This window comes from Blautia wexlerae DSM 19850 (assembly GCF_025148125.1).
GTDB classification, from domain to species: domain Bacteria; phylum Bacillota; class Clostridia; order Lachnospirales; family Lachnospiraceae; genus Blautia_A; species Blautia_A wexlerae.
The window spans coordinates 937,979-951,079 of record NZ_CP102267.1 but is presented as its reverse complement, the minus strand read 5'-3'; the positions used below and the strand labels follow the sequence as shown (position 1 = coordinate 951,079).

Sequence of the window (13,101 nt, the reverse complement as noted above, 5' to 3'; positions counted from 1 at the left end):
GCCGCTACCTCCTATTTCTTTGCACGCTTTACTCTGTAGTTGATAAAGAATTCTGCACCGATCAGGAAAAACAGAATGATTCCCAGAAGAACATTGGAAGCATTCTCATTCAGTCCATACTGTGTTGCAATCTGTACGGCACCCTGGTCCATAAATACGATGCCAAAGGAAACTGCAACCATAATAAATGTATTAAACTTGGAAAGCCATGCGACAATGATCGCAGTAAATCCACGACCGCCTGCTGTTGCAGTGGAAATCGTATGGCTGGCTCCGCTGACAATAACAAAACCTGCGATACCACAGATTGCACCGGAGATTGCCATTGTACGGATAATAACCTTTTTCACCTGGATACCGGCATATCTGGCAGTATTCTCGCTCTCACCTACTACTGCGATCTCATAGCCCTGCTTACAGTATTTCAGATAAATGAACATTCCCACTGTCAGAATCAGGACAATGACTACATTCCAGCCATATTTCTGTCCGAACAATTCCGGAAGCCATCCGCCTTTTGTAGCCTGATTGATGATACCGACTGTATTGGAACCTTTCGGATTTTCCCAGAATACAATACAATAAGTTACTACCTGCATGGCAACATAATTCAACATCAGAGTAAACAGTGTCTCATTTGTATTCCAGTTTGCTTTAAATACAGCCGGGATCATTCCCCAGATCATTCCGCCAAGTGCACTTGCCACAAACATTACGATCAGGAGTAACCCTGTAGGCATCTTATCTCCTGCATAGATCATGACGGCAGCAGAGCAGGCACCACCGATCAGAATCTGACCTTCTGCACCGATGTTCCAGAATTTCATTTTAAATGCAGGTGCCAGACCAATGGAAATACACAGCAGTACCATTGTATCTCGTATGGTCTGCCACAGACGGCGTTCCGAACCCATTGCTCCATCCCAGATTGCCTTATAGACATCCACCGGATTCATCTTTACCAGGGCAACGATCACCGCTCCGCACACGATCAGTGCAAGGATCAATGCAATGAAACGGATCAGAAGACGTTCCTGCCATCTGGCTTTGTTTCTTCTTTTACTTACCTGTAAGAAAGGTTCTTTCTTCATGCCTGTGTCCCTCCTTTTTCATGCTTCGTCATAAGAAGCCCGATTTCTTCTTTCGTTGCAGTTCTTCCATCCTCAATTCCGCTGATTTTACCTCCGCAGAACACTGCAATCCTGTCACACAGTTCAAGAACTACATCAAGATCCTCAATAACACAGACTACTGCAACCCCTTTTTTCTTCTGTTCATTCAGAAGACGGTAGATCACATGGGAGGTATTGACATCCACCCCTCGAGTCGGGAAAGCTACCAGAAGCACTTTCGGATTCTGGGCGATTTCTCTTCCTACCAGAACCTTCTGTACATTTCCTCCTGACATCTGACGGACAGGTGCAGAAATACTTGGAGTCATGACTTCAAGCTGTTCTTTAATTTTTAATGCCAGTGCCTTTGGACCTTTTCGATCCAGGAATGGACTTTTTCCATTGCGATAGCTTCTGAGCATCATATTATCAGTCATATCCATATCGCCCACAAGCCCCATACCAATACGGTCTTCCGGAACAAAAGCAAGGCTGATCCCTGCTTTATTAATGGAGATAGAATCCATTCCTGCAAGCTCTGTTCCTTTTCCATTGTCATCAAGCAGGGTAATCGAACCGCTCTCTATCGCCTGAAGTCCTGCAATTGCCTCCAGAAATTCTTTCTGACCGCTTCCGGAAATGCCGGCAATACCCAGAATCTCTCCTGCATTTACTGTCAAATCAACATCGTCCAGAGTTTTTACCTCTTCTTTATTTTTACAGTTCAGACCTTTGACTACTAATCGTTTCTTTACATTCTCCGGTTCAGGACGGTCGATATTGAGATCTACTCTGCCGCCTACCATCATCTCTGACAGGCTCTGTGCATTTGTCTGAGCTGTTTCTACTGTATCAATATACTTTCCTTTTCTGAGTATTGCCACACGGTCTGATAACGCCAGAACTTCCTGGAGTTTGTGCGTGATGATCATAATGGAACATCCATCTTTTCTCATATTTCTCAAAATATCGAATAACCGGTCAGACTCCTGTGGTGTCAGAACTGCGGTCGGCTCATCCAGGATCAAAATCCTTGCACCGCGGTAGAGCATCTTTATGATCTCAACTGTCTGCTTCTGGGAAACGGACATTTCGTAGATCTTCTGTGACAGATCCAATTCAAATCCATATTTATCTACCAGCTTCTGAATATCCTCTGTGATCTTCTTCATGTCCAGCTTTCCCTTTCCCGGAAGTCCCAGAACAATATTCTCTGCTGCTGTCAGTACATCTACCAGTTTAAAATGCTGATGTACCATACCGATTCCCAGTTCATAGGAATCTTTCGGTGAACGGATCGTTACTTCTTTTCCATTTACAAAAATATGTCCTTCATCCGGATAATAAATTCCATAGATCATATTCATCAGAGTTGTCTTTCCGCTTCCGTTTTCCCCCAGAATTGCAAGAATCTCCGATTTTCTCAGTGTGAGATCTACATGATCATTCGCCTGGACCGAACCAAAACTCTTGGAAATATCTCTAAGTTCAAGTGCATAGTTTTCTCCCACTATCGTTTCCTCCTTTTATCTAATGATATCCAATCTACAGTAAAAGTCCTGTCTCTTTGACTGCCGATATCATTTAATCCTACTTCTGAATTATGGAATTGCTCTCCTGTATACTCCATAATACAGCAAAAGAAACCTTCTGTCAGAAGACTTCAAGACTTCTTTTGCACGTACGATATGAAAACAGCAGAGCTGCCGCCCGGGCAGCCCTGCTGTCGTAAATTGCTCCGCGCTTTGCAGCTCCAGCAATTTTCTTATTCTGTAATAGATGTAATTCCATCAATCGCAATATCAAATGCAGGTGCGGAACCATATTCAGATTCATGGAAGTATCCGTCAGAAATGTACTCTGTATCACCCTTCTTATAAGTATCAAGTTCCTTGCCGTCTACTGTAAATGCAGATGTATCAAATACATGAAGGGAACCATCAATGAGCGCATCTTCCACTTCTTTGACCTTTTCTTCTGTACCCTCTGCTACAGTTTTGTCATTGAGAGCTGTGATCTTATCTGCACCTTCCGCAAATCCTTTACACCAGTCAGTATCAATTGCTGTGCCGTCAAGCATACACTGTACTGCGTATGTATAATATACACCCCAGTCCATAGATGCAGAAGTAAGTGCTGTGTTCGGAGCAACAGATGTCATATCAATATTATAACCTACACATGGAACTCCTGCTGCTTCGCATGCTGTAGGAGCACCTGTTGTATCTGCATGCTGGCTGATCAGTACACAGCCGTCAGAGATCAGAGCATCTGCGCACTCTTTCTCAAGGTCAAAGCTTGCCCAGCTGTTTGTATATTTTACTTCCATTGTTACAGACGGGCATACGCTCTTCGCGCCAAGATAGAAAGCTGTATAACCGGAGATAACCTCTGCGTATGGGAATGCACCTACATAACCCATCTTGCATGCGTCTTCTTTTACTGTGCCGTCCTCGATCATTTCATTCAGTTTCAGACCTGCAACTACACCTGACACGTAACGTGCTTCGTAAATATTTGTAAAATAGTTATGCATATTGGAAAGTCCGCTGGATGCAGCCTGTGTTCCTGTTGCATGACAGAACTGAACCTCCGGATATTCCCCTGCTGCTTCCAGTATATAAGTCTCATGTCCAAAGCTGTTTGCAAAGATGATCTGACATCCCTGATCTGCAAGGTCTGCTGCCGCATCATAGCATCCTTCATCTTCACCGATGAGAGTTTTCTCAATAATCTGAGAATCGTCAAGACCAAGCTTCTCTTCCATCTCATCAATTCCTTTCATATGAGCTGCTGTGTAACCTTCATTCTCATCACCGATATAGATCACTCCTACTTTCAGGTCCTCTTTTGCAATCCCTTTGCCTTCATCTTCTGCAAATACCGGTGCACTCATGGAAACCGCCATTACTGTTGCAAGTCCAATTGCCAATGCTTTCTTCATTCTTCATTCCTCCATTCTTTCTATTTGTTTTCTGATTCCTGCTACGGAACAAAAGAGGCACAACTTTCTGTGTTATGCCTCCTTGCAAGTATCTTTACTATAACCGTTTATGTCTGAATTGTCAATAAATTCAGCAAAAACGCACTTTCTTTTTGATACTCTTATTTTTTTTGTATATTAACAGACTATTTTCCATCATACAAATGCCTGTATTTTGGCAGGATAATTTCTCTGCTCGGACAGACATTCACATGTCCGTCAGCTATTTGTAATCTGCAGGTAAAGTAAGCAAATGCTAACTTAATATTATTTTATAATGTATCTGATTTTATACTTGTAATTCAGACAAAGATATATTAAAATGTATGCAGAACCCCGAAAGGGGCCTAAAACGTTATTACGATAAGGAGGATTCTAATTATGGCATATGTAATTTCAGACGAATGTGTAAGCTGTGGAACATGCGAAAGCGAATGTCCTGCAGAAGCTATCTCTCAGGGAGATGAGCATTATGTAATCGACGCTGATGCATGCTTAGACTGCGGAACATGTGCAGATGCATGTCCAACAGAGGCTATTCATCCAGCAGAATAATTCAGGATTTCAAAACAGCTTCATCTCTGTTTACCGCAGAGACGAAGCTGTTTTCTTTATGGATAACTTTTACAAATGTTTTCTTCTGATCCTCCTGCTTCTTTTTTCCAGTGCTGCAGCAGCCTCTTTTCTCGCAAGCTGTCTGTTACGGATCGTTTCATCCAGATCCCGGCACTGGTCTTCTCCCTCTTTTTTCATATGTAGCTCCTGAGCGATCAGACGTTCCATGATTTTCTGAAATTCAAGTATTTTTTCCCTCTCAGGCTGTTCATCTTCAAGAAGCTTCACTTTGCTCGCAGTAGTCCCGGGTGCAATCCTTGAAATTCTTGGAACCAGTTCTTTGATTGCTCTCAGGGCAAGTCCTCTTTTCTTTAGTTCCTTTATATTAGCCAGAAGCGTAATATCATTTCCTGTATAGTAACGATGTCCCTGCTCATTCCTGCATATCCTCAGTTCCAGTTCTTCCTCCCAGTACCGGAGGACCGATGCCCTCACGCCAAGGATTTCTGCGGTCTGAGTCACAGTATACCGCTGCTCCATGCTGCCCCTCCTCCTTTTGAGTCCATTTTTTCATCAGAAATCACTGATGCATATCAACAACTCAATCTATCACCTGATATCATTGAACCACTGCACTGTAAAAACAGCTGTCGTAATCCTGATATCATGTATATTTATTATAAAACGCCATACCGAGATTGCAAGAAGTTTCGATTGACAAACTTCCCTATAAAACTTTATTTTGACACAAAAAACAGGGAAACAGTACCGGATTCTCCCCCTGATACTGTTTCCCTGTGAAATTTTTCTATAGCAATCCTCGTAAATAATGCATTTAAGACAATTCAGCAGGATTTCACACTCTGATGGGCTGGATTAAGATGCATTATTTTAGAGGATTGCTATAATATTATTCAAGTCAAAGATCAAACTCCTCTGAGATAGATTATTTCTTCATATTCACAAACTGTGTATATCTCGGCAGCCATACCAGTTCTACTGTTCCGATGGGACCGTTTCTCTGTTTGGCAATGATGATCTCTGCAATGTCCTTCTTCTCTGTATCCTTATGATAATAGTCATCTCTGTAGATAAACATTACCACATCGGCATCCTGTTCAATGGCTCCGGATTCTCGAAGATCCGAAAGCATTGGTCTGTGATCCGGACGCTGTTCCACCGCACGGCTGAGCTGAGACAATGCGATCACCGGCACATTCAGCTCTCTGGCAAGAGCTTTCAGAGAACGGGAAATATCTGAAATTTCCTGCTGTCTGGAATCACTTTTTCCACTTCCGCTCATCAGCTGCAGATAGTCGATCATGATAATCCCGAGATTATGTTCCAGCTTATATTTCCTGCATTTGGAACGCATTTCCGCAATGGAAATACCCGGCGTGTCATCAATGATCAGATTAGATTTACCGATAATATCTGCTCCTTCTACCAGTTTTGTCCAGTCCTCGTCTTTCAGATTACCTGTTCTCATATTCTGGGAATCTACATGAGATTCCATTGCCAGAAGTCGGTTCACCAACTGTTCCTTTGACATTTCCAGACTGAATATGGCAACTGTGACATCCTTTCGGAATGCCATATACTGTGCAATGTTCAGTACAAAGGCTGTTTTCCCCATGGAAGGACGGGCTGCGATCAGCACCAGATCAGAAGGATGCATACCGGATGTTTTATAATCCAGATCCATAAAGCCTGTGGGAATACCTGTTACAGAACCTTTAAGCTTAGACGCTTTCTCAATGTTATTAATGGCATTCAGAACTACCTGCTGGATTGGAACATATTCTTCATTGTTGCGTCTCTGGAGAATATTGAACAGTTTTTTTTCCGCTTCTTCCAGAATAATCTCTGTATTCTCCTTCTCCAGATAGCAGGTGTTGGCAATCTCTTCATTTGCCTTGATAAGTCTGCGAAGGACTGCTTTCTCACTGACGATCTTTGCGTAGTACTTCACATTTGCAGAAGTAGGAACCGCTGAGATCAGATCTCTTACATATTCCATACTGCTGATATCCGGCGGGAGTTCTTTCTCCTTTAAACGATTCTGAAGGGTCACCAGATCTACCGGCTTCCCTTCATTACACAATTCCACCATTGCATCAAAGATGATGCCATATTGTTTCTGATAAAAATCATCACTGGTAAGTATCTCAGATGCCACAAGGATCGCATCTCTGTCCAGGATCATTGAGCCGATTACAGACTGCTCTGCCTCTATACTGTGGGGGAGTATTCTTTTAATCAGCGCTTCTTCCATTCTTTATCCCTCCGGAAGACTTATGCTTCTTTTACCCATACTTTAAGAGTTCCTGTTACCTTAGGATGTAATCTGACAGGCACCTGGGTAACACCAAGTGTACGGATTGGCTCAGGAAGCTGCAGTTTCTTTTTATCAATGTCAAGATTCAACTGTTTCTTTGCTGCTTCAGAGATTTCTTTGGAAGAAACGGAACCAAAGGTTCTTCCGCCTTCTCCTGTTTTCAGTGTAAGGATGATTTCTTTTGTCTCGAGATCCTTTGCAAATGCCTGTGCTGCTTCATATACTTCTTTTGCGACCTTCTCTTCGTTTGCTTTCTGAAGTTTCAGATCATTTAAATTCTTAGGAGTTGCCTCCAGCCCCAGTTTCTTAGGAAGGATCATGTTTCTTGCATATCCGTCACTTACATTTACGATCTGTCCCTTTTTTCCAAGTGCTTTTACGTCTTCAAGTAAGATTACTTTCATTTTGTGTTTTCCTCCTGATATTCCTGATCTATGATGTCTTTAAGCATTCTCTCCACCTCATCCGGAGAAGCCTTGACCTGGGCACCGGCAATATTCATATGACCGCCTCCGCCCATCTTTTCCATCATTACCTGTACATTGACTTCGTCAATAGCCCTGGCACTGATATAAACTTCATTATTGTACTGAGTCAGTACAAACGATGCCTTAACCCCTGCAATATTCAGAAGCTCATTGGCTGCCTGTGCTCCTGTAACTGTAGGACTGTCCAGATTTTCACTTGGACATCTGGCAATGGCATAGCATTCTCTGTAAATCTGTGCAGTTCTCACTGCTTCTGCACGTGCCTGATAAGATTTCAGATCATCCCTTAACAGTTTACGTACTCTGGTCACGTCTGCTCCACTCCTTCTTAAGAATGCAGCAGCCTCAAAGGTACGTACACCTGCTCTTGTAGTAAAATTGTTTGTATCGATCATAATTCCCGCATAGAGACAGTCAGCCTCCATATTGCGGATACGCAGGTCATCCGAGAAATACTGCAGGATCTCTGCTACCATCTCACAGGCTGAGGATGCATAAGGCTCCACATAGGAAAGCACCGCATTCTCTATCACTTCGCTTCCCCGCCTGTGATGATCTAGCACAACAATTGTCTTTGTCATGTGCAGAAGCTCCTCGCATTCCGTATAGCTTGGTCTGTTAGTATCAACTACAACCACCACTGTATTGTTATCTACCATATCTTTAGCCTGCTCGCTGTCCACAAACATAGATGGCTCGTAGTCTGGATTATTCACATATCCTGCGATCAACGGTCTGATAGATTTTGTCGGATCATTCACTACAATACTGACAGATTTTCCAAGTGTTTTACCTGCACGAAAAATACCGATTGCTGCTCCCAACGCATCCACATCTGTGATTTTATGTCCCATGACAACGACTCTGTCTTTCGTACTCATAAACTCTTTCAGTGCCTGCGCTTTTACCCTGGCTTTTACGCGGGTATTCTTCTCCATCTGCTGAGTCTTTCCGCCGTAATAGGTAATATTATTTCCATTCTTAATAACAACCTGATCACCGCCACGTCCAAGTGCCATCTCTATAGCAATACGTGAATACTCATAATTTTGAATATACGTGGAGGCATTCAGTCCCACACCAATACTCAAAGTGATCGCCATCTCATTTCCGATATTAACTGTTTTAACCTCGTCCAGAATATGAAATCTCTGTTCTTTCAGAGCCTCAAGCGAACTCTGGCGCATGATCAGGAAATATTTGTCCTTCTCAAGTTTCTTTACAAGACCATCGAAATTGGAAAAATATTTCGTAATCTTCCGGTCAATCAGAGCAATCAGAAGTGAACGTCTCACATCCTCTACACTCTCAAGTGCTTCCTCATAGTTATCCAGATAAGCCAACGCTACAACAAGCTTATTGTCTTCATTCTTTTTAATGTAAGACTTCAGTTCTGTATCGTCATACAGATACATGGCGATCAGGCTGGCATTCCTGTTTGAATTCTCCAGAAACTCACTTTTGGCAACCACTTCACCAAGAGACACCCTCTGCATGGAAATACGATAAGTCTTCTCTCCAAATCGAGTACTGATCTCAGCAGTCTCTTTCTTATCTGCGACCGGTAATTTGTCAGCTGTTACATCCGGAAAAACAGTGCTGACATTTTTCTTATAAAACTGATCTTTACCTGTAAGCTCCGCAAATACTTTGTTGGACCAGATCATTCTGCCATTCATATCCATAATGGCATAGGGCAATGCCAGTTCTTCAAGGATTCTCTTTTCAAGCGAATCATACTGATTGGCAAAGGCTATCAGTTCATTTACAATGAACGGTCTGTGGCATCGGAGTATTATTACTGCACATCCCACATAAATCAGGATTCCACCTGACACAATAATACCAGCCTTCACGCTGACAAAATATACCCAGATATTAAGTACGATCAGTAAAGCCGAGAGAATCAGAGGCCACCGCATGAATGCTTTCATATGCCCTTTTAATTTCAGTTTATCACTCATATCTTTCTTTCCGTTCTTCATCATTCTATTTGTTTCGCCTGTACACAGCAAATGTGCTGCATATAGGCAGGTTCTGTGAAAAACGCCCTTTGAATCATATTATAACAGATTTGAACAGAATTTACCATAGCAACAGAAGAACGCACAAAAATAATGGTTATTGTGTGTTACTGTTCACTCCGTGCCCAGTAACACGCTTCGCGATGCACAGAATTTATGCTATTCGCATAAATTCGCGCGGTATGTCTCGGGATTTTGGCATTCTCATGCCAAAACACCTCGCGGGATAGTGACGTGTGAACAGTAACTATTGTGTTACTGTTCATTCTGTTATATAGCAATTCTCGTAAATAATGCAAAAATGCTGCTCCGCCAAATGCGGAGCAGCATTTATCATCTTCAGAATTAGTCCTGGATGTATGGCATCATAGACATATGACGTGCTCTCTTGATAGCAACTGTCAGTGCTCTCTGATGTTTTGCACAGTTTCCTGTAATTCTTCTTGGAAGGATTTTTCCTCTTTCAGAAACATATTTTCTTAATTTTGCTACATCCTTGTAGTCGATCTCGTTATTCTCTTTACCACAGAATACACAAACTTTTTTTCTTCTGCGGCCGCCTCTTCTCTTCATTGGAGAGTCTGGTCTTTCGCCTCTATTGTAAGCCATGATTGCTTTCCTCCTATTTTATTCTATCAGTTTGTATTAAATAAACGGCAGTTCTTCATCAATTCCATCCGGAATGTTCATGAAACCGTCTGCACTGGCTGCTCCCGGAGCCGGCATGGATGGTGCAGGTGCAGGGGATGATGTCTGAGGATGGGAAGCTGCGTAATTATCGCTAGCCGCCTTGCTCTCAGCAAACTCCTGTTCCTCAACTACTACCTCTGTGGTATAAACCTTCTGGCCATCACGATTGGTGTAGCTGCCTGTCTGAATGCGTCCTGAAACAATGATCTTAAGTCCCTGACGGAAATACTTCTCAGCAAACTCGGCTGTACGTCCAAAGGATACACAACTGATAAAGTCTGCTGTTGCTTCACCGTCACGGCGGAATCTTCTGTCTACTGCCAGTGTATATCTGGCAATTGCCAATGCATTCTCTCCTGCGGAATATCTCACCTCAGGATCTCTTGTTAAGCGTCCCATTAAAATTACTTTGTTCATATAAATACCTCTTCGTTTCTGCTTTGAATGGTTGAACGGATCAATTAATGGTGCCTTCTAAAATCCACCCTGTATAAGATTATGCGTCTTTTCTTACGACTAAGTATCTTAATACATTGTCCATGATGCGAACGTGTCTTTCAACTTCCGCCGGGCACTGTGCGTCTGCTTCAAACTGAATGAAATAGTAGAAGCCTTCATGCATTTTCTGAATTTCGTAAGCTAATTTTTTCTTACCCCATTCTTCTACTTCTGTGATAGTGCCGTTGTAACGTGTGATGTATCCTTTTGCTTTCTCAACAACTGCATCACGTACTTCGTCTTCAACTTTTGCACTAACAACTAATGCTAACTCGTACTTGTTCATGTCTTGCTTTACCTCCTTATGGTCTGTTGGCCCTTTGCCTGTCAAAGAGCAAGGATATAAAATATATCACGAGTGTTGATTCTAACATAGTTTTTCGTGTCTGTAAAGTACTATTTTTCTTTTTTTATCAAATTTTTAGTATTTTTCTCAACCATCTTGCGCGGTACCATGATCTGATGTCCGCATCCTGTACATTTCAGGCGGAAATCAGCACCTACCCTTAAGATTTCCCAGTCTCTGCTTCCACAGGGATGGACTTTCTTTAATGTAACAATATCACCAACTTCATAGGGAAGTCCCATAATCTCTTACTCCTCTTATATAACTTTGACAGTAACTGTCCTGTACTTCGCCAAATAGCGAACCGCTGAACAGTTACCCTTGATTTTTCAGACACGCTAGCAATGAATCTGTGAAAATACCTGTCCGATCGGCCCCTGGATCAGAAGGTCTGCATATCTGTCTCTCGGAGTCGGGGATTTGTTGATCACTACAAGGTGCTCTCCCCGGAAGTAATCGATCAGTCCTGCTGCCGGGTAAACAGCCAGGGAAGTTCCCCCTATGATCAGCACCTGTGCCTCTGAGATTGCCTTCACTGCTTCATTGATCGTCTGATTGTCCAGACCTTCTTCATACAATACCACATCCGGCTTGATAATTCCACCACATTCGCATCTCGGAACACCTGTGGATGCTTTCATGTGGGCAAAATCATAAAATCTGTGACACTTCATGCAGTAATTGCGGTATACACTTCCATGAAGCTCCAGCACCTTCTTACTGCCTGCCATCTGATGCAGATTGTCGATATTCTGGGTAATAACTGCTTTCAGTTTTCCTGCCCGTTCCAGCTCTGCCAGCTTCAGATGTGCTGCATTTGGTTTTGCAGTGTCACAAAGCATCTTGTCTCTGTAGAATTTGAAAAATTCTTCCGGCTTTCTCATAAAGAATGTATGGCTTAAGATCGTTTCCGGAGGATAGTCATATTTCTGATGATAAAGTCCGTCCTGACTTCTGAAATCCGGGATTCCGCTCTCTGTGGAAACACCTGCTCCGCCGAAGAAGACAATATTGTCATATTTGTCTACAAGTTCCTGTAATCTCTCAACTTCTCCTGCCATTTAGAATTCCTCCTTTATTTTTTCCAAACACTGTTACTGAAATTTTATCATCTGAATTTTTATCGTCTGCTTTTACAGCAATACGATTTTCTTCTGATTCAGGTAACTGCTCTTCATAATTCTACTGCCCGACATCAAGTGTATCCACACGTTTTCCCTGGACAACATAACGGGTTGCCTCGTTTCCTGTACAGGTAGACAGAGTAATGATCTTGTCCTTTATGTTCATTCCTTCTGCATCTGTCCGGATCTCGGAATATCCTCGAATCTTCTCCAGATATTTTTCAAATTCCTCACCAGGTCCCTTAAACAGTGTATAGGTATCACTGTTCACACCTGTGGTGTACGCAGAAATAATCTCATACCTGTAGTTTTTCTCAGGTGTAAAGATCCAGAAATATTTGCTCTTCTTATAAGTCTCTTCATCCTGTGTAAACTTCTTAAGCTGAGCAAACATGGAACCATTTTTCATATTATGGCCATACACGATCGTATTACAATCACTGAAATCACCTTTGTTTTCATAGTCCACAAAGATAGTACCTGCAAAATTGTAATTCTTCTCATAGGTTCTGTGAAGATAAGTTTCATTGTCTTTGCCATGCACAATGGGATAATTGATATCCGGCACTGCTTCCACATAAATCCATCCCACTACATCATTATTTACACTTTTAAGAGATGCAAAGTCAATATCCATAGGTGCTTTCAGCTCACTGCCGGCTTCCGGTCCTGCCGCTTCTCCATCCGGATCTCGTTCTGTTACCGCCATCTGTGTGATCGAATTGTACTCATCCGTACCTTTCTTATATTCTGTATAAATATGAAACAGATTATATCCTGCATAACAGAATACACAGATTGCTGCGATCAGAACAACCGTCAACACAACATCCCCTGCTGTCTTCTTTTTTTTAGGCTGTTTTTCTGACATTCTTCCTCCATTTCCGCAGCACATTGCTGCTATGTATCAGCTGCTGTCTGATTGACTTCTATATAATATACA

General features: G+C 42.4%; 14 protein-coding genes. 1 reads left to right on the top strand and 13 read right to left on the bottom strand.

From position 1 onward, the window contains the following. Nucleotides 1-11: 11 nt before the first annotated feature. The 3 genes from NQ550_RS04430 to NQ550_RS04420 all read right to left on the bottom strand — a co-directional run bounded on the left by NQ550_RS04430 (nucleotide 12) and on the right by NQ550_RS04420 (nucleotide 4,008). A complete protein-coding gene (locus tag NQ550_RS04430) occupies nucleotides 12-1,091 on the bottom strand; it encodes an ABC transporter permease (RefSeq protein WP_025579970.1) in 1,080 nt (359 codons plus the stop codon). Beyond that, nucleotides 1,088-2,623: an ABC transporter ATP-binding protein gene (locus NQ550_RS04425; protein ID WP_025579969.1), complete on the bottom strand. Its 1,536-nt coding sequence runs from the start codon at nucleotides 2,621-2,623 to the stop codon at nucleotides 1,088-1,090. Before NQ550_RS04425 ends, NQ550_RS04430 begins: the two co-directional genes overlap by 4 nt. A gap of 254 nt (nucleotides 2,624-2,877) precedes the next feature. After that, nucleotides 2,878-4,008 carry a BMP family ABC transporter substrate-binding protein gene (locus NQ550_RS04420; protein ID WP_370792857.1) on the bottom strand — a complete coding sequence of 377 codons (1,131 nt, stop codon included), beginning with the start codon at nucleotides 4,006-4,008 and terminating at the stop codon, nucleotides 2,878-2,880. A 468-nt stretch (nucleotides 4,009-4,476) separates the two neighbouring features. On the opposite strand from NQ550_RS04420, the gene NQ550_RS04415 reads away from it, so the two are divergent. Then, nucleotides 4,477-4,650: a DUF362 domain-containing protein gene (locus NQ550_RS04415; RefSeq protein WP_008707918.1), complete on the top strand. Its 174-nt coding sequence runs from the start codon at nucleotides 4,477-4,479 to the stop codon at nucleotides 4,648-4,650. Nucleotides 4,651-4,719: 69 nt separating this feature from the next. On the opposite strand, the gene NQ550_RS04410 is transcribed toward NQ550_RS04415, so the two are convergent. The 10 genes from NQ550_RS04410 to srtB all read right to left on the bottom strand — a co-directional run bounded on the left by NQ550_RS04410 (nucleotide 4,720) and on the right by srtB (nucleotide 13,029). Next, nucleotides 4,720-5,190, bottom strand: coding sequence for a MerR family transcriptional regulator (locus NQ550_RS04410; protein ID WP_025579965.1), 471 nt, complete (start codon nucleotides 5,188-5,190; stop codon nucleotides 4,720-4,722). A gap of 406 nt (nucleotides 5,191-5,596) precedes the next feature. After that, nucleotides 5,597-6,925, bottom strand: a complete 1,329-nt coding sequence (gene dnaB / locus NQ550_RS04405) for a replicative DNA helicase (RefSeq protein ID WP_008707914.1) — start codon at nucleotides 6,923-6,925, stop codon at nucleotides 5,597-5,599. A gap of 20 nt (nucleotides 6,926-6,945) precedes the next feature. Next, entirely contained in the window at nucleotides 6,946-7,392 is a 447-nt protein-coding gene (gene rplI / locus NQ550_RS04400) for a 50S ribosomal protein L9 (RefSeq protein ID WP_008707912.1), read from the bottom strand. Further along, nucleotides 7,389-9,440 (bottom strand): DHH family phosphoesterase, encoded by a 2,052-nt coding sequence (locus NQ550_RS04395; RefSeq protein ID WP_025579962.1) that lies wholly within the window; start codon nucleotides 9,438-9,440, stop codon nucleotides 7,389-7,391. The genes rplI and NQ550_RS04395 overlap by 4 nt, the downstream gene beginning before the upstream one ends. Nucleotides 9,441-9,845: 405 nt before the next feature. Then, nucleotides 9,846-10,109 carry a 30S ribosomal protein S18 gene (gene rpsR / locus NQ550_RS04390; RefSeq protein ID WP_008707906.1) on the bottom strand — a complete coding sequence of 88 codons (264 nt, stop codon included), beginning with the start codon at nucleotides 10,107-10,109 and terminating at the stop codon, nucleotides 9,846-9,848. 36 nt (nucleotides 10,110-10,145) lie between these two features. Further along, on the bottom strand, nucleotides 10,146-10,607 hold the full coding sequence (locus NQ550_RS04385) for a single-stranded DNA-binding protein (protein WP_022380542.1): 462 nt from the start codon (nucleotides 10,605-10,607) through the stop codon (nucleotides 10,146-10,148). Between the two features lie 79 nt (nucleotides 10,608-10,686). Beyond that, the gene (gene rpsF, locus NQ550_RS04380) at nucleotides 10,687-10,974 is read right to left on the bottom strand and encodes a 30S ribosomal protein S6 (RefSeq protein ID WP_020993443.1); all 288 of its coding nucleotides are present in this window, start codon (nucleotides 10,972-10,974) and stop codon (nucleotides 10,687-10,689) included. A 110-nt stretch (nucleotides 10,975-11,084) separates the two neighbouring features. Further along, entirely contained in the window at nucleotides 11,085-11,276 is a 192-nt protein-coding gene (locus tag NQ550_RS04375) for a DUF951 domain-containing protein (protein WP_008707901.1), read from the bottom strand. Between the two features lie 96 nt (nucleotides 11,277-11,372). After that, the gene (locus NQ550_RS04370) at nucleotides 11,373-12,095 is read right to left on the bottom strand and encodes an NAD-dependent protein deacylase (RefSeq protein WP_025579959.1); all 723 of its coding nucleotides are present in this window, start codon (nucleotides 12,093-12,095) and stop codon (nucleotides 11,373-11,375) included. Nucleotides 12,096-12,216: 121 nt separating this feature from the next. After that, nucleotides 12,217-13,029, bottom strand: a complete 813-nt coding sequence (gene srtB, locus NQ550_RS04365; RefSeq protein WP_025579958.1) for a class B sortase — start codon at nucleotides 13,027-13,029, stop codon at nucleotides 12,217-12,219. Nucleotides 13,030-13,101: the final 72 nt, after the last annotated feature.